Origin of the sequence: Bacillus sp. UNC322MFChir4.1, from assembly GCF_000746135.1 — a bacterium.
Classification (GTDB): Bacteria; Bacillota; Bacilli; order Bacillales; family Bacillaceae_G; genus Bacillus_A.
On sequence record NZ_JQKQ01000033.1, the window covers coordinates 21632 to 39315 of the forward strand.

21 protein-coding genes and 2 pseudogenes are annotated in these 17684 nt (G+C 34.1%); 19 read left to right on the forward strand and 4 right to left on the reverse strand.

Annotated features, from left to right (window positions below):
• The first annotated feature begins 168 nt into the window (after positions 1 to 168).
• The 5 genes from BR72_RS13430 (at position 169) to BR72_RS13450 (ending at position 2494) form a co-directional block, all read left to right on the forward strand.
• Positions 169 to 498, forward strand: coding sequence for a hypothetical protein (locus tag BR72_RS13430; protein ID WP_035433645.1), 330 nt, complete (start codon positions 169 to 171; stop codon positions 496 to 498).
• An 82-nt stretch (positions 499 to 580) separates the two neighbouring features.
• Positions 581 to 742, forward strand: coding sequence for a hypothetical protein (locus BR72_RS13435; protein ID WP_156107944.1), 162 nt, complete (start codon positions 581 to 583; stop codon positions 740 to 742).
• 94 nt (positions 743 to 836) lie between these two features.
• Complete coding sequence (locus BR72_RS13440) at positions 837 to 1034, forward strand: hypothetical protein (RefSeq protein ID WP_035433648.1); 198 nt, start codon at positions 837 to 839, stop codon at positions 1032 to 1034.
• Entirely contained in the window at positions 1031 to 1483 is a 453-nt protein-coding gene (locus BR72_RS13445; protein WP_035433649.1) for a hypothetical protein, read from the forward strand. Before BR72_RS13440 ends, BR72_RS13445 begins: the two co-directional genes overlap by 4 nt.
• 18 nt (positions 1484 to 1501) lie before the next feature.
• Positions 1502 to 2494 (forward strand): hypothetical protein, encoded by a 993-nt coding sequence (locus tag BR72_RS13450; protein WP_035433651.1) that lies wholly within the window; start codon positions 1502 to 1504, stop codon positions 2492 to 2494.
• A gap of 77 nt (positions 2495 to 2571) precedes the next feature.
• Here the strand turns inward: BR72_RS13450 and BR72_RS25640 are convergent.
• Positions 2572 to 2868, reverse strand: a pseudogene (locus tag BR72_RS25640) (IS3 family transposase); the annotation flags it as partial.
• A 105-nt stretch (positions 2869 to 2973) separates the two neighbouring features.
• Positions 2974 to 3771, reverse strand: coding sequence for a lipid II flippase Amj family protein (locus tag BR72_RS13455; protein WP_035433652.1), 798 nt, complete (start codon positions 3769 to 3771; stop codon positions 2974 to 2976).
• Positions 3772 to 3954: 183 nt separating this feature from the next.
• Here BR72_RS13455 and BR72_RS13460 point away from each other — a divergent pair, with 183 nt between their 5' ends.
• The 5 genes from BR72_RS13460 to BR72_RS13480 all read left to right on the forward strand — a co-directional run bounded on the left by BR72_RS13460 (position 3955) and on the right by BR72_RS13480 (position 7897).
• Positions 3955 to 4596: a class I SAM-dependent methyltransferase gene (locus BR72_RS13460; RefSeq protein WP_035433654.1), complete on the forward strand. Its 642-nt coding sequence runs from the start codon at positions 3955 to 3957 to the stop codon at positions 4594 to 4596.
• A 14-nt stretch (positions 4597 to 4610) separates the two neighbouring features.
• Entirely contained in the window at positions 4611 to 5267 is a 657-nt protein-coding gene (locus tag BR72_RS13465; RefSeq protein WP_035433656.1) for an HAD family hydrolase, read from the forward strand.
• A gap of 164 nt (positions 5268 to 5431) precedes the next feature.
• Positions 5432 to 6871: a GntP family permease gene (locus tag BR72_RS13470; protein WP_035433657.1), complete on the forward strand. Its 1440-nt coding sequence runs from the start codon at positions 5432 to 5434 to the stop codon at positions 6869 to 6871.
• A gap of 115 nt (positions 6872 to 6986) precedes the next feature.
• On the forward strand, positions 6987 to 7460 hold the full coding sequence (gene tsaA / locus BR72_RS13475; protein ID WP_035433659.1) for a tRNA (N6-threonylcarbamoyladenosine(37)-N6)-methyltransferase TrmO: 474 nt from the start codon (positions 6987 to 6989) through the stop codon (positions 7458 to 7460).
• Positions 7457 to 7897, forward strand: a complete 441-nt coding sequence (locus BR72_RS13480; RefSeq protein ID WP_035433661.1) for a GNAT family N-acetyltransferase — start codon at positions 7457 to 7459, stop codon at positions 7895 to 7897. The genes tsaA and BR72_RS13480 overlap by 4 nt, the downstream gene beginning before the upstream one ends.
• A gap of 463 nt (positions 7898 to 8360) precedes the next feature.
• Here BR72_RS13480 and BR72_RS13485 read toward each other — a convergent pair whose 3' ends face one another.
• On the reverse strand, positions 8361 to 8900 hold the full coding sequence (locus tag BR72_RS13485) for an HAD-IIIA family hydrolase (RefSeq protein WP_035433662.1): 540 nt from the start codon (positions 8898 to 8900) through the stop codon (positions 8361 to 8363).
• A 219-nt stretch (positions 8901 to 9119) separates the two neighbouring features.
• Between BR72_RS13485 and BR72_RS13490 the strand changes: the two genes are divergently transcribed.
• The 5 genes from BR72_RS13490 (at position 9120) to BR72_RS13510 (ending at position 13029) form a co-directional block, all read left to right on the forward strand.
• A complete protein-coding gene (locus BR72_RS13490; RefSeq protein ID WP_035433663.1) occupies positions 9120 to 9830 on the forward strand; it encodes an ABC transporter ATP-binding protein in 711 nt (236 codons plus the stop codon).
• A complete protein-coding gene (locus BR72_RS13495; RefSeq protein WP_035433664.1) occupies positions 9823 to 11040 on the forward strand; it encodes an ABC transporter permease in 1218 nt (405 codons plus the stop codon). Before BR72_RS13490 ends, BR72_RS13495 begins: the two co-directional genes overlap by 8 nt.
• A 246-nt stretch (positions 11041 to 11286) precedes the next feature.
• The gene (locus tag BR72_RS13500) at positions 11287 to 11862 is read left to right on the forward strand and encodes a YpjP family protein (RefSeq protein ID WP_035433666.1); all 576 of its coding nucleotides are present in this window, start codon (positions 11287 to 11289) and stop codon (positions 11860 to 11862) included.
• Between the two features lie 115 nt (positions 11863 to 11977).
• On the forward strand, positions 11978 to 12607 hold the full coding sequence (locus BR72_RS13505) for an HAD-IIIA family hydrolase (protein WP_035433667.1): 630 nt from the start codon (positions 11978 to 11980) through the stop codon (positions 12605 to 12607).
• Positions 12608 to 12636: 29 nt separating this feature from the next.
• Positions 12637 to 13029 (forward strand): VOC family protein, encoded by a 393-nt coding sequence (locus tag BR72_RS13510; RefSeq protein WP_035433669.1) that lies wholly within the window; start codon positions 12637 to 12639, stop codon positions 13027 to 13029.
• Between the two features lie 268 nt (positions 13030 to 13297).
• On the opposite strand, the pseudogene BR72_RS27130 reads toward BR72_RS13510, so the two are convergent.
• Positions 13298 to 13423, reverse strand: a pseudogene (locus BR72_RS27130) (DedA family protein); the annotation flags it as partial.
• 201 nt (positions 13424 to 13624) lie between these two features.
• Here BR72_RS27130 and BR72_RS13515 point away from each other — a divergent pair.
• The 4 genes from BR72_RS13515 to BR72_RS13530 all read left to right on the forward strand — a co-directional run bounded on the left by BR72_RS13515 (position 13625) and on the right by BR72_RS13530 (position 17638).
• Positions 13625 to 14650: a serine hydrolase domain-containing protein gene (locus BR72_RS13515; RefSeq protein ID WP_035433670.1), complete on the forward strand. Its 1026-nt coding sequence runs from the start codon at positions 13625 to 13627 to the stop codon at positions 14648 to 14650.
• A 34-nt stretch (positions 14651 to 14684) separates the two neighbouring features.
• A complete protein-coding gene (locus BR72_RS13520; RefSeq protein WP_035433671.1) occupies positions 14685 to 15545 on the forward strand; it encodes an AraC family transcriptional regulator in 861 nt (286 codons plus the stop codon).
• 156 nt (positions 15546 to 15701) lie between these two features.
• Complete coding sequence (locus BR72_RS13525; protein WP_035433672.1) at positions 15702 to 16811, forward strand: alpha/beta hydrolase; 1110 nt, start codon at positions 15702 to 15704, stop codon at positions 16809 to 16811.
• 8 nt (positions 16812 to 16819) lie between these two features.
• Positions 16820 to 17638 (forward strand): phosphatase PAP2 family protein, encoded by an 819-nt coding sequence (locus BR72_RS13530; protein ID WP_035433693.1) that lies wholly within the window; start codon positions 16820 to 16822, stop codon positions 17636 to 17638.
• The last annotated feature ends 46 nt before the right edge of the window (positions 17639 to 17684 follow it).

Below are 17684 nucleotides of genomic sequence, written 5' to 3' on the forward strand. Positions count from 1 at the left end.
AATAAAAACGAACTTTTTCTATGTAACATGGTAATAAATAAGTGAAGAAAGGAGGGAGTGAAATGGATAAAAAATATTTAGAGCGCTCACAAACAGGGGATGCAGAAGCATTTAATCTTTTAGTGGAACCATACATACAAAAGGCGTATCATTATCGAGGACAATGACTTGTGGGTAGAAACAAAAGTTCAAGAGATTAATGGTAAACAGTTCTTAATAGGAACTCTTAACGGAAAAGATCCGAGCAAGAATTGGCACCCAACAATCCAAAAGGGTTATTACTATCTAAAAGAGCAAGAGCATTATCTGTATTCTGAACCGTTAAAAACAGTACTGACTGAAAAAGAGTTACCAACTGCAGATGGTATTGAATATGTAAATGGGCCAACTGGTATTGGAGCATTATTACTTCCTACTAGCCACAACATGGTGAAGGATTCTGTGTTTGAAAATGATAGTTGGAAAAAGGCTAAAGTCTTTAACTCAGTATCGATTTAAATATTGTTGTAAATAAAAGGTGTGATTTTGCAAAAACTCCAACTTATTCATGCTTGAGAGTGTGGGTGGGTTGGAGTTTTTATTGCCATATACATATAAAGGAAATAAAATAGGGATAGAGAAAGGTGGATATCAAATAATGAATACATACAAATTGACCGAAGCCGAGAAAGCAAAGATTCTGCGCGAAGAATCCCGTTGGAATCGACCAGATGGCGGAATAGGAAATTGGCAAGGTCAATGATACATTACGACAGGTGGTAGGGGGATAATTTAATTTTGGATAAAACTAACTGATATGATTGGCTGATATTATAATTTACAAGGGGTAGTCAAACATGGAACATAGTACACTCATTACCATATATGCATTAATCTTTATAAGTGTAACTGGTAGAATCATGCTATCAAAAATGAGTAGAGGGGCAAAACTACTATCCATAATCGGATTCATTTTATTTTGCTTAATCGGTTTTCCACTTATTATCATTTATCTATATACATATCTCCCATCATCTTTAGGGGGTAGACAATGATATTAACCTATATTGGTCTGTATTGTTTGGTAGGTGCAATATACGCCTACTTAACGAGAAAACAGTTATTTTTACCAATTTCAAAAGAAGAAAACCCAGTAGGGGTATTACTTGTCTTAACTTTCTTTTGGCTTCCTCTAGAAGTGGGTTACAGACTAAAATCAATAAAAGAAACAATTCAATCATGGTTTACTTACACAATCAACGATTTAGAGAAGGATTTAGGTAAAGACACTAGGTTCATAAGAAAAGACGATACCTTCTTCCAAATCGACGATTTCTGTATAAACTGTAAATGTACAGAAAATACGATGTTAGAAGAGGTAGACGTTACACATGATGAAAAGGAAGGTGATTCATTTTTCTATGTAACCTACTATATTTGTAGAGACTGTTCAGATAGAGATATACACGTTTTAGATGTATTAGAGCATAAGAAAAAGTTGTAAAAAAAGAGGGGGCTGGAAATGAAGGATGTTAAAAAGGTATGCTCTAATGGTTTTAATATTGAAAAACTTGAGAGAAATCTTTCTAGTTTTGCTTTTATTTCACTTAGAACAGCATTAAAGGCTTATTTTTCAACTTATAGAAGTATTAAAGATAATTTTATTAGGTTTAATTCACTAGAATCACAAGATGAATCTGAGTGGATATATAGTACAGAATATGTTAGTCAGTATGCCGAAGCTATAGTACATTTTCAACATTTCATGGAACTTGTTTATAAAGAAATTTTAAGGAATAATAATATTACTTTTTATGATGCATTGAATAAGTTATGTAAACTTTTTGAAGATAAAAAGATTGATTCGAAATACAAATTCCTTACTGAGAAAAAGAATATAGATACCCTTAGTCAGCTTAATAGACTAAGAAATAGCATTTGGCACCAAGGAACCTTTATTTTACATTATAAGGAGCTGGATGTTTTTATTGGGAAGTACTTACTACCCATAATAATTCAAATTACTAATCTACCAGACTATGAAAAGAATATGGGTAAATGGAAATACAAATCTTTGTGTACTGAAATTGATCCTATCATTGAAATTGCAAAAGAATGTTCAAAAGGAAATTTTGATTTTGGAAAAGCTGCTTTTTTAAAAGAGCTTGGTCGATCAGCTTATGAAAACCCATTATCTTCACACCGTTCTTTTGCTAAAAGGATTACAAAGAGAGCCAAAAAAATTGCAGAATCTGAAGTGGAGGATCTATATCCATGGGATCAATTTGCAAAGGATCACTGTATTAATAATTGTCCGGTTTGTGGAGTATCTTCATTGGTTACCTATGAAGATACATGGGAAGACATAGATGAAGATGGAAACTATGAATCATCTACTTACTCTTGGTATATTAAGTGTTATAGTTGTTCTCTTGAACTGGATTATGGTGGTTTGAAAAACCCAAAAGAATATGATTATAATCTTCCTGATTATTGGTATTCCTACGACTATTAATGCCCTTGCAAATGAAGGAGTGGAGAGAGTGAACTGTACCCTATAAAATGGACAGTTTAATAAAAAGACCTTTAAAATTAAGCACTTAAAAGATGGTTCCGGTATTGTACCGGAACCATTTTTTTGAGTATCCATTGATAACGATCATAATTATAATCTTGCATATACTCCTCGATTACAAGTTGAAGAGATTGGAACGTTTGACAACACTTATAATCTAATTCATCTTTCATATGACCAAAAAAGGATTCCATTGGGGCATTATCTAGACAGTTTCCTCTACGTGATATAGACTGTCTAATCCCCATTTCTTTTACACGGCGCTGAAATTCTAGGCTCGTGTAATGGATACCCTGATCAGAATGCAAAAGTGCTTCAGGATGAATGGTGAACTGTACCTCGAATCATGGACTTTTTTTAGTGTCCACGATTCGGGGTACAGTTCATAGTTAAGAAGACCCTTTTTCACTGTGCAATTTTCAATTCGTAATCGAAATAATCCATAATATCCAATGAGCTCCTGGTACAAAAAGAAGCTGAGCTAGTAATGTTCCTAAAAATCTAGAAATCATAAGCCACCCATACATTTTCCCCATTGCTTCTGCACCGTTTTCTTTTTGGAGAGCCCGTTCCGTTAATAGAGCAATTCGTGGGTCTAATAGTACCGTTAATAAGATTGTTGCAAATCCGTTAATGAGACCGGAAGCTGTAATTGCTTTCGTTGCATAAGGAGGATTTAAAAAAGATGCGTATAAAGCAGAAAGAACACCTGCCGTATAAATAGCGGTAGCAAACATATTAATGAGCATAATTCGTTTTGGGATGCCGCCAACTCTCATCCGATGAATCATTTGCAACTTTGGAAAACGGACATATTTTTTTGTGTATTTTAGTTTTTGAATGTTATTTGTTTTCATCATACGTATAAAAGAACCGTCTGTTTCAAAGTTTTGAATCACATAGCCAAATAGTTTTGTAAGAGTTGGATACAAAAAGATAGCAAGTAATGTACCGATTGAGGCAGCGAATAAAATAATATGAATCGTACCTTTTAAATCGATAGAATCGTCTAGTTTTGCTTGATCGACAATACCGCTAACTAAAAAAGCTTGTAGCAAGTTAGATGTTCTCGCAACAAGTAACACAATTCCAACTACAGATAACGAAACAGCAATCTTTTTTAACCGAATACCTGCAAGTCGGATGCTATAAGAACTTGTTTCTACTGCATGAATGATAATTGTAAAAACTACTATGAAAATTAATTTTGTCGTCATATGTATTCACCATCTATTAAAATTTGGAAAATAAATCTAATCATACAGGATGAAAAGGATTTTGTATATATTGATTTTTATTAAAAAAAGTTTGCTCGAAAGTTATTGACTGAATATTTACATTAAAATGATTGTTTTGTAAAATGGTGAGAGTTGTGGTTAAGATGATAAGGGGGGATAGGGATGAAAACATATTACAGTAACCGTGCAAAGAGCTATGAAGAAGTATATTTTCGAGATGACCCTATTAGGCAAACAGAATTAATGGAAATAAAAGATGTTTTGAAAGAAAAGTTTGTAGGGAGGGATGTACTCGAGGTTGCTTGTGGTACAGGATACTGGACGCAATATGTTGCTAAAACAGCTCAGCACATTACTGCGATTGATTACGCAGAAGAAGTACTAACTTTAGCGAAAGAAAAGCAGCTTTTGCCATCGAAAGTTTCTTTTGTACAAGGAAATGCATATAAACTAAATCAGTTAGCAAAAACATTTAATGGAGCATACGCAAATTTTTGGTTTTCTCATATCCCGAAAGAAAATATTTTTCCCTTTTTAGAACAGTTTCATGAGGTTTTAGAACGAGGTTCGATTGTGTGTATGGTCGATAATATGTATAACGAAGGAATTGGTGGAACACTTATTTCTAAGCCAAATGATGAAAATACATATAAAATTCGCCCATTAGCAGATGGCCAGCAGTATGAAATTATAAAAAATTATTATTCGAAAGAAGAGCTTACAGCTATTTTTGAACCATTTGCAGTAGATTTAGAGATTCATATGAATAAATGTTTTTGGAGCGTAACATATAAAGTAAAGTGAGTGGAGGGAAATATATGTATACAACTTTTTTATTCGATTTAGATGGCACATTAACAGATCCCAAAGAAGGAATTGTCAATTCAGTCATATATGCCTTGCGAAAAATGGGGATAGATGAGCAGGATCATAACAAATTACTTACTTTTATCGGTCCGCCGATTCAACATTCATTTGCGAATATATATGGAATGAATGAAGAACAAGTAACAGATGCAGTCACGCATTACCGTGAATATTTTAAAACGAAGGGAATGTTTGAAAATCATGTATATGAGCATATTCCTAGTATTTTACAAGATTTAAAGGATGCGGGGAAGCGATTGTTTGTGGCAACGTCTAAGCCAACTATATTTGCAAAACAAATTTTGGAACACTTTCAGATGGCGCATTATTTTGAAGAGATTGTCGGTAGTAATTTAGATGGAACACGCATTGCAAAGGCAGAAATAATTCAGCATATTTTACATACATATGATGATTTAGAGAAAGAGCATGTAGTTATGGTAGGCGATCGAGAGCATGATATAATTGGCGCGTGTCAAGTTGGTATTGATTCTATCGGAGTCTTATATGGGTACGGTAGTAAAGGAGAATTAGTGGCAGCAGGAGCTACTCATATTAGTAAAGATGTAGAAGGTTTAAAGAATTTTCATTATGCGGTAAACAAGTAACAGATTGAAAAGATAAGGTCATTTCCTTATCTTTTTTATATAGGTGTTATGGAAAATGACTATATTCGATGCTTGAAAGAGGAATTTCATTTATAAAGTGGAATTTTACTAAATAAACTGAAAATTCTATAAATATTTCCTCGGAAATTAGAAAGGAGAAAATCATGGAATTAGTCATTATTTTACTGGCACTTAGTATGCTTATGTTTGTGGCATATCGCGGATTTTCTGTTATTTTATTCGCACCTATTTGTGCACTGTTTGCTGTTTTGTTAACAGAGCCGACTTATGTTTTACCTTTTTTCTCAAACATTTTTATGGAGAAAATGGTTGGTTTCATTAAATTATATTTCCCAGTGTTTTTGTTAGGAGCGATTTTCGGAAAAGTAGTTGAGATGTCAGGAATCGCAGAGTCTATCGCAAAAACGATTATCCAAATTGTTGGGGTGAAACGAACGATTCTGGCGATTGTATTAATGGGGGCAATTTTAACATATAGTGGTGTTAGTGTATTTGTAGTGGCATTTGCTATTTTTCCATTTGCAGCTAATTTGTTTCGTGAAGCAAATATACCGAAACGACTCATTCCAGGTACAATTGCACTTGGTGTGCTTACGTTTACAATGGACGCGCTTCCAGGAACACCGCAAATTCAAAATGTTATTCCGACAACATTTTTCAAGACAGACATTTATGCTGGCCCGTTATTAGGAATTACAGGAGCTATTTTTATTTTTATTGTCGGTATGGTGTATCTAGAAAGTCGACGTCAGAGAGCAGAAGCGCAAGGTGAAGGGTATTTTGGATTTGGGGATGGACATACGGAAATGGCAGCATCCATCGAAGCAGAACAAGGTGTAAAACAAGCACTCCCACCGACTGAAATTACCCCATTTCGACAAGTGCTTGCCTTCGTACCGCTTATTTTAGTTGGTGTCATGAATAAAATTTTTACAATTACTATTCCAAAATGGTATCCAAGTGGCTTTGATTTTGCGTCAATTGGTTTGAAAAGTTTTGGGAAAGTAGAATTATCTGGGGTGCTTGGGGTATGGTCAGTAGAATTAGCACTTATCACAGGGATTATTGCGACACTTCTATTAAATTGGAAACGTGTATTTGTAGACTTTCAAACAGGATTAAATGCTAGTATTGGCGGCGCGCTACTAGCAGCTATGAATACAGGTGCAGAATATGGATTTGGTGGTGTAATTGCCTCTCTCCCAGGATTTGGTGTAATTCGTGATGGTATTTCAACTACTTTTACAAATCCACTTATTAACGGAGCCATTACAACAAATGTACTTGCAGGTATAACAGGATCGGCTTCTGGGGGGATGGGGATCGCATTGAGCGCAATGTCTGATAAGTATATTGCAGCTGCAGAACAATTCCAAATCCCGTTAGAAGTGATGCATCGCATTATAGCAATGGCATCAGGTGGAATGGATACATTGCCGCATAACGGAGCAGTTATTACATTACTTGCAGTAACTGGATTAACTCATAAACAATCATATCGGGATATCTTTGCAATTACAATTATTAAAACGGTAGCTGTATTTGTTGTAATTGGCATGTATAGCTTAACAGGTCTTATATAACCTTCAAAAAGAAGAGAGCACTACATCCTCTCTTCTTTTTGATTTATAATATTATTCATGGAAAGTATTCAGAAAATATATTATAATGTAAGTGGTTACAAAAAGGGGGGATACGATGTTTTCGTTACAACCGATCGCTTTTGTACATAATGAACGAATCAATGTAGAAGATGATTTGTGGGGAGAAATTGAATCTGTTATTGAGTTGACAGATTTGTATACAGAAGAGAGTTTGCAAGGGGTTGAACAATTTTCACATATTGAAGTGATTTTTTATTTTAATAGAGTGAGAGAAGAGAACATTCAGTATACAGCAAGACATCCTCGAAATAATGAAGAGTATCCGAAAGTAGGTATTTTTGCACAGCGGGGGAAAAATCGTCCGAATCGATTAGGTGCTACGATTGTAAAAGTAGTACGAAGAGAAGGAAAGCGCTTAGTTGTGCAAGGATTAGATGCGATTGATGGTACCCCTATTTTAGATATGAAACCAGTTATGAAAGAGTTTTTGCCAAAAGAAGAAATTAAGCAGCCAGATTGGGCAACGGATTTAATGAAGAATTACTGGAAAGGAAGCGAAGAGAAGTGAAAATATATCAAGCAACTATGGAAGACTTACAAGGAGTAGCATCATTATTTAATGAGTACCGCATGTTTTATAGACAAGATTCTAATATTGAAGGAGCAGAACAATTTTTACGTGAACGTATGGAGCGAAAAGAATCCGTTATCTTTGTAGCAGTAGAAGATGGGAAGTACTTTGGGTTTACGCAGCTGTATCCTTCTTTTTCTTCTGTTTCAATGAAAGAGCTGTGGATATTAAATGATTTATTTGTACGAAGTGAGGCAAGAGGAACGGGAGTAGGGAAACAATTGTTAGCAAAGGCTAAGCAATTTGCAGTGGAGACAGGGGCAAAAGGATTGAAGCTCCAAACGGAAGTAGATAATGCCGCGGCGCAGCATTTATATGTAGGCAACGGTTATATAAGAGATGATCGCTATTTCCATTATGAATTAACTTTATAAAAATCGTAACAACTCAGTCACTCTATGAAAAAAAGGCGGAAAAGCATTTTTCTAAATGGTCGAGAGGGACTGGCTATGTATAGTAGCGGTCAGGGCCTTTTCCTGCCACGCGCAAAGTTTAAAAACATAGAAAGACAGCAAGGTGTAGGTCCATTTTTACCTTCGTGGCAGCAATCTATATGCTGAAAAATGAAAATAACTTTTTATAGGTCAGTATATTTCTACTTACATCATACTCCTTACCAAACTTCTAAATAAAATGTATGGCTGGGTAGTTACTAAAAATCCATATATGACTAGTGATATATATACAAGCATATTGTGATTCGTTTTCATAACATATGAATATGTAAGGATAAGCTTTTTATAAAGAGATAGTTTTCGTATTTTTGCAGTGAGGTATGCAAAGCGAGTGGAATGACTAAAACAGCAATGCCGTTTATCCGGTATTGCTGTTTTATTTTTATATAGAATGTGAAAAGAGCCATGAAACAGCGTCTTCTAAATTTGTGGCAATATAATCAGCATTCATGTCCGACCACTTATGACGGTACGTATGCAGTGCATCGTACCCGGCACCTGTTTGAACTAAAATTGTTGTGGCACCGACTTTTATACCTGCAACAATATCGCTCCACCGATCACCGATTACAACGCATTTCGTTAAATCAAGATGATGATTTTTCGCTGCTTGAAGAAGCATTCCTGTTTCAGGCTTACGACAACTGCAGCCATCACTATGCCGGTGCGGACAAAGATAAATATCATCAAAACCGAAAGCTTCTAATTCTTGAATAAAGTCTTCGGTTGTTGCTTTTTCATCAGCAATGCCAGGTTGGTTTGTAAAGGAAAAAAGTTGTATGTTTTGTGCTTTTAGTTGATTTAGAGCCATCTCCGAAAATGGGAATAACTGAAATTCTCCGGGATAATGAATGGTTGTATCACCGCCAATTGTACCGTCACGGTCGATAAAAATAGCTTCGATGTTCCGTTTATTTGTCATAGTAAATATCCTTTCTCGTCGTTTGTTAGAAATATTTTATAAAACGGTGTACATGGAGTAACAAAAAATAGTTTGAGCTCAGAATATAAAGTATTCTACTATTGAGATTATTTTCCTGCATATGAATGGTATCTTTGCTATGGTTTATATTTTTCCTATAAAAATATGTTATTATTTTCATAGGAATATATTGTATTTTTTGTAAAGAGAGGGATACACGTGCTACAAGTTCATATAAAATCAGCTGGATACGAATATAGAGAGCAAACGATACATAATATCGCCTTTTCAATTGAACAAGGTGAACTAGTTGCTTTAATTGGTGCAAACGGAGCAGGAAAAAGTACAACGATAAAAGCGATTCTTGGCTTATTGGCGCATATGGACGGGAAAGTCTCATTTGGAGAAAAAAAGAATCCGTATGCCTATGTACCAGAACATCCGACGTATTATGATTACTTAACGTTATGGGAACATATTGAACTATTAATGGCTGCTAAGGATGTTAAATCAGGGAGCTGGGAAATACAAGCTGAAGAGTTGTTACATACATTTCGGATGGACAAGCATAAGCATGAATATTTATCGAAGTTTTCAAAAGGAATGAAACAAAAATCAATGCTCATTTTAGCTTTTTTAACAAAGCCAGACTTTTATATTATTGACGAACCATTTATTGGATTAGACCCGACAGCAACTCGCGATTTTCTCAACTTTTTGTATAAAGAAAAGGAGCGCGGAGCTGGCATTTTACTGTGCACACATGTGTTAGATACGGCAGAAAGAATATGTGAGCGGTTCTTATTAATTTCAGAAGGAACGTTATTTGCAAATGGAGATTTACGTAGTATTCAAACACTTGCTGACATGCCAGAAGGCACATTGTTAGATTGTTTTGATGTGATTGTAAGGCGGGAGCAACATGATTAGAAAATTATTTTATAAGAGACTATTTCATGAATTAAAACGAAAATGGAAAGCGGTACGTTCTGTTGTTGATTGGACAATCGCATTATATGCAGTTGTTCCAGCACTTGTATTTAGCTGGATATACTACACTTCACTTTGGAAAAACGGACCAGAAAATGAAGATGTGTTCTATTTATCTATCGGACTTTTTATCTTTTACAGTACAACGTTTTCAAGAAGTGTACGTTCATTTTTGGAACAAGCGGACAGTTTGTTTTTAATTCAATTTCCAGATTGGATGAAACAAATGATGAAATATGGAATGGTATATTCATTTTGTCGTATTTGTTTCACAAGTGCACTAGTAACATTACTATTCCTACCAATCTTTTTGAAAAGTCTGCATGGAACAGGCTTACAAGCTGTTTTCTGTTTTGTCTTTTTGACTTGCTTCCGTTTCATGCTCTCCTTGCTGCAACGATATATTGATGTTCGATTTCATAAACAGTGGCAAGTGATCATTATTAAAAATATTCTCTTTTTTATAAGCGTTGTATATGTAGGAATGGCATGCAGATACATATTACAGCAGTCTTTTTACACGATTTTGTTCTTTCTCCTTCTATTTATCATAAGTTTTTTCTTATTAAAAGCAAAAATGGAGTACCATCGCTTCTTCTTTAAAGAAATTGAAAAAGAACAAGCAGAGGGAATGAGATGGACAGCACAAATTATGACACTTGGGGGTCAAGTACAAAAACCTACAAATGCAGCGAAGCCGTGGTTATTTCTGCGTTCTAAACGAATATTGTTAGGAAAAAGTAATGATGCAAGAATCATTGAAGCTTTTTTAAAGGAATATTTTCGTTCGGGTGATGCAGGTGGTTTTTATATTCGTATCCTTCTTATTAGTACAAGTACAATTTGGGTTGCTCCGTGGTGGCTTGCTGCAATTGTTGTTTCGTTTGCATTGTTTGCAATATTTCGTTACTCGAGAGACATATGGAAAGTTTTTTCTGGCAAACTATATTTACAACTATATTGTTCAGAAGGAAAGAAACTATGGCTGTCGCAGAAAGCAAAGGCATATCTCATTTTGCCAGCTTTATGTGTTTACGGCATTACGACATTAGCTCAATTTTATATGATCCCTGCTGTGATGTGCGCAGGAGTCACCATTGGACTAACAGTGTGGATTTTATTTATTCCTAATAAAAAAAGAGCTAGATAGATCTTTTTTGTTAATCCGTAATCGACACATACATAACAAAGATTAGAACGCAAATGCTAACGGCTGAAAAGAGAAGGTCAAGTCCCCCTAGTCAGATCAAGGTATATTATTTATTATATGAAATCTTACTATTTCATATTCAAATGATGTTAACGTAAATAAATTTGTAAAGTGCAAAAATTGGCATCATTTTGTATAATAGAAGAAATCGTTATAAAAATATAAAAAGAAAGGGAGGGATACAACATGCCAAATTGGATGAAAAAGACACTCGTCGCGTTAATTACTGTATTTACATTTGGATTAGTAACACCTCCTTCTGTACTGCTTGATACTGCCAAAGCGGACAAGCCTACAAAACAACAAAATTTAGAGCAACCGTCGTTTATACTGGATGAAAAATCAAGCGATATAAGTTCAGAATCATTTCTTTTCTATGCGATGCAAGAGGCTGAGAGACAATCGATGGAGAAATTCGGATCGAAAATTGGCCCAGTAATTGAAGATGAGTTTAAAGATGTTATATTGCCGAAAATAGAAGAAGCAATTGCAAACCTTGCGAATAACACACCGGAAGATTCACTGCAGTCTTTAGCAATTTCGCAAAAACCGGCCGGTGGGAAAAATGAAAAGATTTTTCATGTGTATAATACAAAAACTGGGAATGACTTACTTCGTTTTCACGTAAGAAGAGATCATCCACCGCAAGATGGTTACTATTTTAATTTTCATTACCATTGTTATGATGACGATTTTACAGGACACCACGAGCTTGGTGATATTTATTGGAATACGAATACACCGCCAAAATGGCTGTCATAGAAAAAGGAGAACAAGGAGATATACCTTGTTCTTTTTTTGTGAATAAAAGGATATATCAGTTTGGAAGAGAATTCTTAAGTATAAAAAATATAAATGATAACAAGGAGCCTTTGTAATGAGTAAATATATTATGTTTGATTTTGATGGTACGTTAGTGGATTCTAAAGATATTTTTATCCCTATTTTCAATGAAATAGCGGAGAAACACCGTTTTAAACAGGTAAGAGAAGAGGATGTTGAAGCATTGAGGAAGTTATCAATTCCAGAGAGGTGTAAATTGCTTCATGTGCCCCTGTATAAAATCCCTATGATAGCATTAGAATTTTATAAATTATATCAACCATCGATTCAAAATCTTACTTTGTTCGATGGAATCATAGATGTGTTACAGACGTTGAAAGAAAGTGGATATGAAATTGTCATTGTATCCTCAAACGCAGAGGAGCATATTCGCGAATTTTTACGTCAGAATGAAATTGATTTTATCCAAGATGTTTTTTGTTCTAACAATATTTTCGGAAAAGACAAGATGATAAAGAAATTTTTAAAAGCAAAGAAACTGAAAAGTTCAGATGTAATTTACGTAGGAGATGAGCTTCGAGACATCGTATCTTGTAAAAAAATTGGTGTAGAAGTGATTTGGGTAAGCTGGGGATATGATGTGATAGAAACAGTTCAGGTTGAATCTCCGAATTACATTGTCAATGAGCCAGAAGAAATTGTAAGTGTTGTACATTCGAAATAGAAAATTGATAGGAAAGGGAAATGGGGAGTATGCCAGAGAAAACGTTTGAACCAGGTATTCATCACATTGAGTTTTGGGTAGCAAACTTAGCGGAATCGATTGAATTTTATCGGCAATTATTTTCGATTATTGGCTGGAAACAACTAAATGAAACAGCCTTTAGTACAGGGGAAACAGAGATATATTTTAAGGAGATTCGTGTAGAGCTTGTACGAACATTAGGGCCAAGACATATTTGTTACCAGGCAATGAATCGCTCTGTAGTTGATGAAGTAGCAAGTTTTTTGCATAATGTGCAAGCTACAATCATTCGGGGACCGATAGAAGTGAAAGAGTATTCAGAAGGATATTATACGGTAGATTTTTATGATCCAAACGGTTACATAGTAGAAGTTGTGTATGCGCCGAATATGGAGATGTAAATGTAAACAAACCATAATTAGAAGAGATTATCATGTTTATCTAGTGATTTTTCAATGAATTTTAAATACAAATAAAAACGATCAAAAGGCCATCTACTAATATCCATAAATTAGCGGATGGGTCTTTTGTGTATGAATATACTGTGACACGAGACATACAGAAAAAATAGTTTTGATCACGAAATGATTCCGATTTTAACATCATTAATGAATTGATTTTATTTTTCCACTACATAATTAAGATGTTCCCATCATTAATATGAAATTACTAACCACGTTTTTTCGTTAATTTCTTTACAATAAAATAGAAAACAGCAAGACACACAGCAGCTATAGCAAAATCTTTCACATAAGGGCCAGCTACTTCGTTAATATTCTGCCATTTTTCACCTACCACATACAAAATTTTAAACGTACTAAAAAAATATCGCTTCCTAAAAGATACTTTGGAGATAGGTAGCGTTCCTATCTTCTTTGTTTTCGCTGAATTTTGAGGTGGGAGTATTACTGCCCACGAATAGCGGGATAAAAATAATTTACGAACATATATTCTTTTGTTAAAATTTACATAGGATAATATGGGGGTGGATTCGATATGGAATTAAGGGATATAAATATTTCAGAACGTATGGAGCACTATAATGTATCTGGTTTAAGTATTGCTTTCATTGAAAATGGTGCGATACATATGACAAAAGAATTTGGTGTCATGAAAGCGGGAACGAATAGAAGGGTAAACAATCATTCTATTTTTAATGCTTGTTCGATTAGTAAGTTCTTAACAGCGATGTTAGTATTAAAATTAACCGACCAAGGTATCTTTCATTTAGATGAGGATATAAATAATAGACTTACATCTTGGAAGGTTCCTGAAAATGAATATACGCAAAATAATAAAGTTACGTTACGAACATTACTTAGCCATCAATCTGGAATAATCGATCCTGAAGGGAGTTTTTGCGAATATAATTCCACTCTAGGCGAACCTGCAATGGTTAAATTATTAGAAGGAAAAACACCATATTGTAAAGAGCGAATTGAAGTACAATATGAACCGGAAAGTGACTTTCAATATTCCGATGCAGGCTTTTGTATCATACAGCAAGTAATAGAAGATGTTTGTGATAAATCTTTCGTGGAATTAATGGATGAACAGATATTTGAGCCGTTACATATGAAAAACAGTACATACAAACAAACAACATTAACAGGAAACAATAGACAATTTTCTTGTGGGCACAATAAAAAAGGTGAAGTCGTTTCTAGTGAATATCCGATCTATCCATATCCAGCAGCTGCCGGACTTTGGACAACGCCAACAGATTTAGCAATTTTAGTAATTGAAGTCGTGAACTCGTTAAAAGGTAAAAGTAAAATTGGTCTTTCTGAAAGTAAGGCAAAGGAACTTATTAGCTCACAAGGTTGTAAAGAATGGGCGGGGCTAGGCGTTTTTCTAGATGGTATAGGACAAGAAATTGAATTTTCTTCACTTGGTTGGGGAGTTGGATTTCAATGTATGATCGTTGCTTATCCATATTTAGAAACAGGTGTGGTTATTATGACAAATACCGATTTAGGAGTTCATCAAATGGAGGGCATTATTGGAGAGATTTTGAAATAGGGTGAATATTTATAATGAAAAGGAAGGTTAACTATTGAAAATCAGGCAAGGAGAATATGAAGAAATAAAATTACGTGATCGAATTCCAGGAATGGTTGAATATATAGAGGATACAATGTTTTCAACTGATTTTCACGATTATATTCCTCCTCACTGGCATAGAAGTATTGAAATTAGCCTAGTAGTATATGGAGAAATTTTTTTGTATGTGAATGGGCAAAAAAAGAAAGTATCAGCTGGTGAATTCATTTTTGTAAACAGTGGAGATGTTCATGAATTTGAAAAAGCTGAAAATACAAGTTGTGCAGTAATGATGTTAATTATTTCCTATGAATTTCTTAAAGAGGTAAATGAAGATTTTGATAAATACAGATTTAATATAAAAGACTCAGTTGTTCAGAAAACAAACCTTCAAAAAATATTTTTTGAGTTAAAGGAATTAGTAACAAATTCTGATGATTTAAGTTATATAAAAATTAATAGTTTGATTTATGAAATCGTTTATATTTTATTACGATACTGTAAAGATGGGGAGAATGTAGAAAATGATTTTCAACTGGGGAATAGACAGAAGGAGATGATTACGTATATTTATGAACATTACGATGAAGAACTTAAATTGAAAGATGTAGCTAAACATTTTTTTGTAAGTGAAGAACACTTTTCCCGTATGTTCAAAAAATCCTTTGGATCAAATTTCACCTCTTTTTTAACGAGATACAGGCTCTATAAAGCTTATGAAGATATTATCAGTAGCACAAATTCTATACAAGATATAGCAATAAAACACGGATTTCCAAATGTAAAATCATTTATTTCACAGTTTAAAGAAAAATATGGATATACGCCATTACAGTATAGAAAAAATATCATATCAAAAAACGACAATAATTGAATCAAATAGGAACAACAATAAAAATACGTTTCATGTTACATTTTGTACATGGAACGTATTTTTATTTAGTAATAGTAAATGAAGTAAGATGCAATCGGACCTATGCGATTATTCGATGAAATGAAAGCGCTTAAATTAAGAGAGGATGAATACTAGATGACTAGAAAATATGACTTAGATCTTTTAGAAAAAATTCAAGAAAAACAAGAAACTATCATTGTACAAGGGGCAGAAGTCTTAGTAAAAAACATACCGGATTGCGATGAAAAAGGAGCGATGGATCCACGTCTTTATAAAGACACCAAGGTTCAAATGAATGTAATGAGGTTTATGCCTAAAAATATGATGAAAATGGATGCTTCTGAAAAGTCAGTAAAGAATATGAGAAAACAATTTAATGGTATTAAAAGTGTTCCAATTGTCACTAAAGACATTAATATTACGCATAAAACAGTTGAAGCAGAAGATGGATATGGTATTCCGATAAGAATTTATAATAGCATTTCTAAACGAGAGAATGCGCCAATTCTATACTTTATTCATGGTGGAGGATTCATGGCGGGATCACCTGACGTGGTAGAAGAACTTGTAAAATTGATAGTAGAAAAAACAGATATATTAGCCATTTCTGTAGATTATCGATTAGCTCCAGAAAATCCTTTTCCAATTGGGCACACAGATTGTTACACTACTTTAAAGTGGATTTATGAGAATGCTGACACATTAGGTGGTGACAAAAATAATATCTTTGTGGCCGGTGATAGTGCAGGAGGGAACTTAACGCAGTATTGTACAACCAGGGATATGGAAGATGGCGGGAAGTACGTTAAGGGGCAGTTGCTTCTATATCCTACAATTAATATGTGTAACTATGAAGATGAATTTTATTCTTGGAGTATAGATAAGTATGAAATTGCTCCTAAGTATAAAAAAGGATTAGAAAAAATGCTTAATATAATGCATTCATTGGTCGGAAATATGTCAGAAATACTTGGTACGCAAGAAATTAATACTAAGTATTTAAGTCCATATGTTGATGTATCACCGGATTATCCAAGTACATTTATTACGGTAGGAGAACATGATTTTTTAATGATAGAATGTTTAGCGTATGCAGCTAAGTTGGCTAAAAAAGGAGTTGAAACTGAGACAGTCCTCTATCGTGGTTTGGGGCACGCTTATGGAGATAATGTAGGCGTCTATCCTCAAAGTGAAGATTTAGCAATTGAGATGGGGAATTTTATATTGAAGCATAGTGGGAAGTAGGGTGAATGATGAAAAATAGAAAAGTGATACTTATTCCAGTTTTCGCTATTTTACTATGTATCTTTGCCTTTACAGACCTACAGATATCCAATAGTCTATATCAACCAACTAATAAGATTGCTCTCTTTTTACAAGGTGTAGGAGAAATTCCAGCGATGCTTATTGCTTTATTTTCTAGTATGTATTTATTTAAAACTAGAATGAATAAAGGTTCAAGAGAGTATTATCTTTCTGGGATTGGTTACGGCATAGTCATTCTTTTGTTCGCTTTAATAGCTTCAGTTATGCTAGTAAATTATTTTCCTATTTCAAAATTTTTAATACCGATTTTTATGAGTTGTTTTATTGGTGCTTGCCATATGATTTCTAAATCATGGAGTAAATATGATAATCCTAGATTAAGAGATGTAGCATTAATCGGATTATTAAGTGTAGTCATCGTGTTAATTACATTTAATTTAATGAAACTAGGGTGGGGTAGAGAACGTTATCGTCATATGGTTTCTATTGGATCTTTCGAAGGGTTTTCAAGATGGTTTATACCTCAAGGAATTACAAAAAGTGATGATTTTATGTCATTTCCTTCAGGTCATAGTGCTAATGCAGCGTTAGTCATTTGGCTCAGTTTATTGTCAGAAGCTTTTGCTTCATTAAAGAACAAAAAAATAGGTATTTGGATTTTAATTCTTATGTGGATGTTACTAGTACCAATTAGTCGCATTGTAATGGGAGCTCATTTTGCTTCAGATGTTACAGTTGGAGTTGCGATTTCATTAATTGTTTTTATGTCTGTGAAAAAAATTATATGGAGAGATAAGAAAAATTAATTATCGAACTTTCTATCTTTGTATCCGAAAAATGGGTTATTAGTAG

Bases quoted from the DNA above. Each gene is read 5' to 3' on its own strand.
- BR72_RS13500 (WP_035433666.1), top strand. From the start codon at position 11,287: ATGCCAAATTGGATGAAAAAGACACTCGTCGCGTTAATTACTGTATTT.
- BR72_RS13530 (WP_035433693.1), top strand. From the start codon at position 16,820: ATGAAAAATAGAAAAGTGATACTTATTCCAGTTTTCGCTATTTTACTA.
- BR72_RS13525 (WP_035433672.1), top strand. From the start codon at position 15,702: ATGACTAGAAAATATGACTTAGATCTTTTAGAAAAAATTCAAGAAAAA.
- BR72_RS13510 (WP_035433669.1), top strand. From the start codon at position 12,637: ATGCCAGAGAAAACGTTTGAACCAGGTATTCATCACATTGAGTTTTGG.
- BR72_RS13445 (WP_035433649.1), top strand. From the start codon at position 1,031: ATGATATTAACCTATATTGGTCTGTATTGTTTGGTAGGTGCAATATAC.
- tsaA (WP_035433659.1), top strand. From the start codon at position 6,987: ATGTTTTCGTTACAACCGATCGCTTTTGTACATAATGAACGAATCAAT.
- BR72_RS13440 (WP_035433648.1), top strand. From the start codon at position 837: ATGGAACATAGTACACTCATTACCATATATGCATTAATCTTTATAAGT.
- BR72_RS13455 (WP_035433652.1), bottom strand. From the start codon at position 3,771: ATGACGACAAAATTAATTTTCATAGTAGTTTTTACAATTATCATTCAT.
- BR72_RS13450 (WP_035433651.1), top strand. From the start codon at position 1,502: ATGAAGGATGTTAAAAAGGTATGCTCTAATGGTTTTAATATTGAAAAA.
- BR72_RS13465 (WP_035433656.1), top strand. From the start codon at position 4,611: ATGTATACAACTTTTTTATTCGATTTAGATGGCACATTAACAGATCCC.
- BR72_RS13505 (WP_035433667.1), top strand. From the start codon at position 11,978: ATGAGTAAATATATTATGTTTGATTTTGATGGTACGTTAGTGGATTCT.
- BR72_RS13485 (WP_035433662.1), bottom strand. From the start codon at position 8,900: ATGACAAATAAACGGAACATCGAAGCTATTTTTATCGACCGTGACGGT.
- BR72_RS13470 (WP_035433657.1), top strand. From the start codon at position 5,432: ATGGAATTAGTCATTATTTTACTGGCACTTAGTATGCTTATGTTTGTG.
- BR72_RS13515 (WP_035433670.1), top strand. From the start codon at position 13,625: ATGGAATTAAGGGATATAAATATTTCAGAACGTATGGAGCACTATAAT.
- BR72_RS13495 (WP_035433664.1), top strand. From the start codon at position 9,823: ATGATTAGAAAATTATTTTATAAGAGACTATTTCATGAATTAAAACGA.
- BR72_RS13460 (WP_035433654.1), top strand. From the start codon at position 3,955: ATGAAAACATATTACAGTAACCGTGCAAAGAGCTATGAAGAAGTATAT.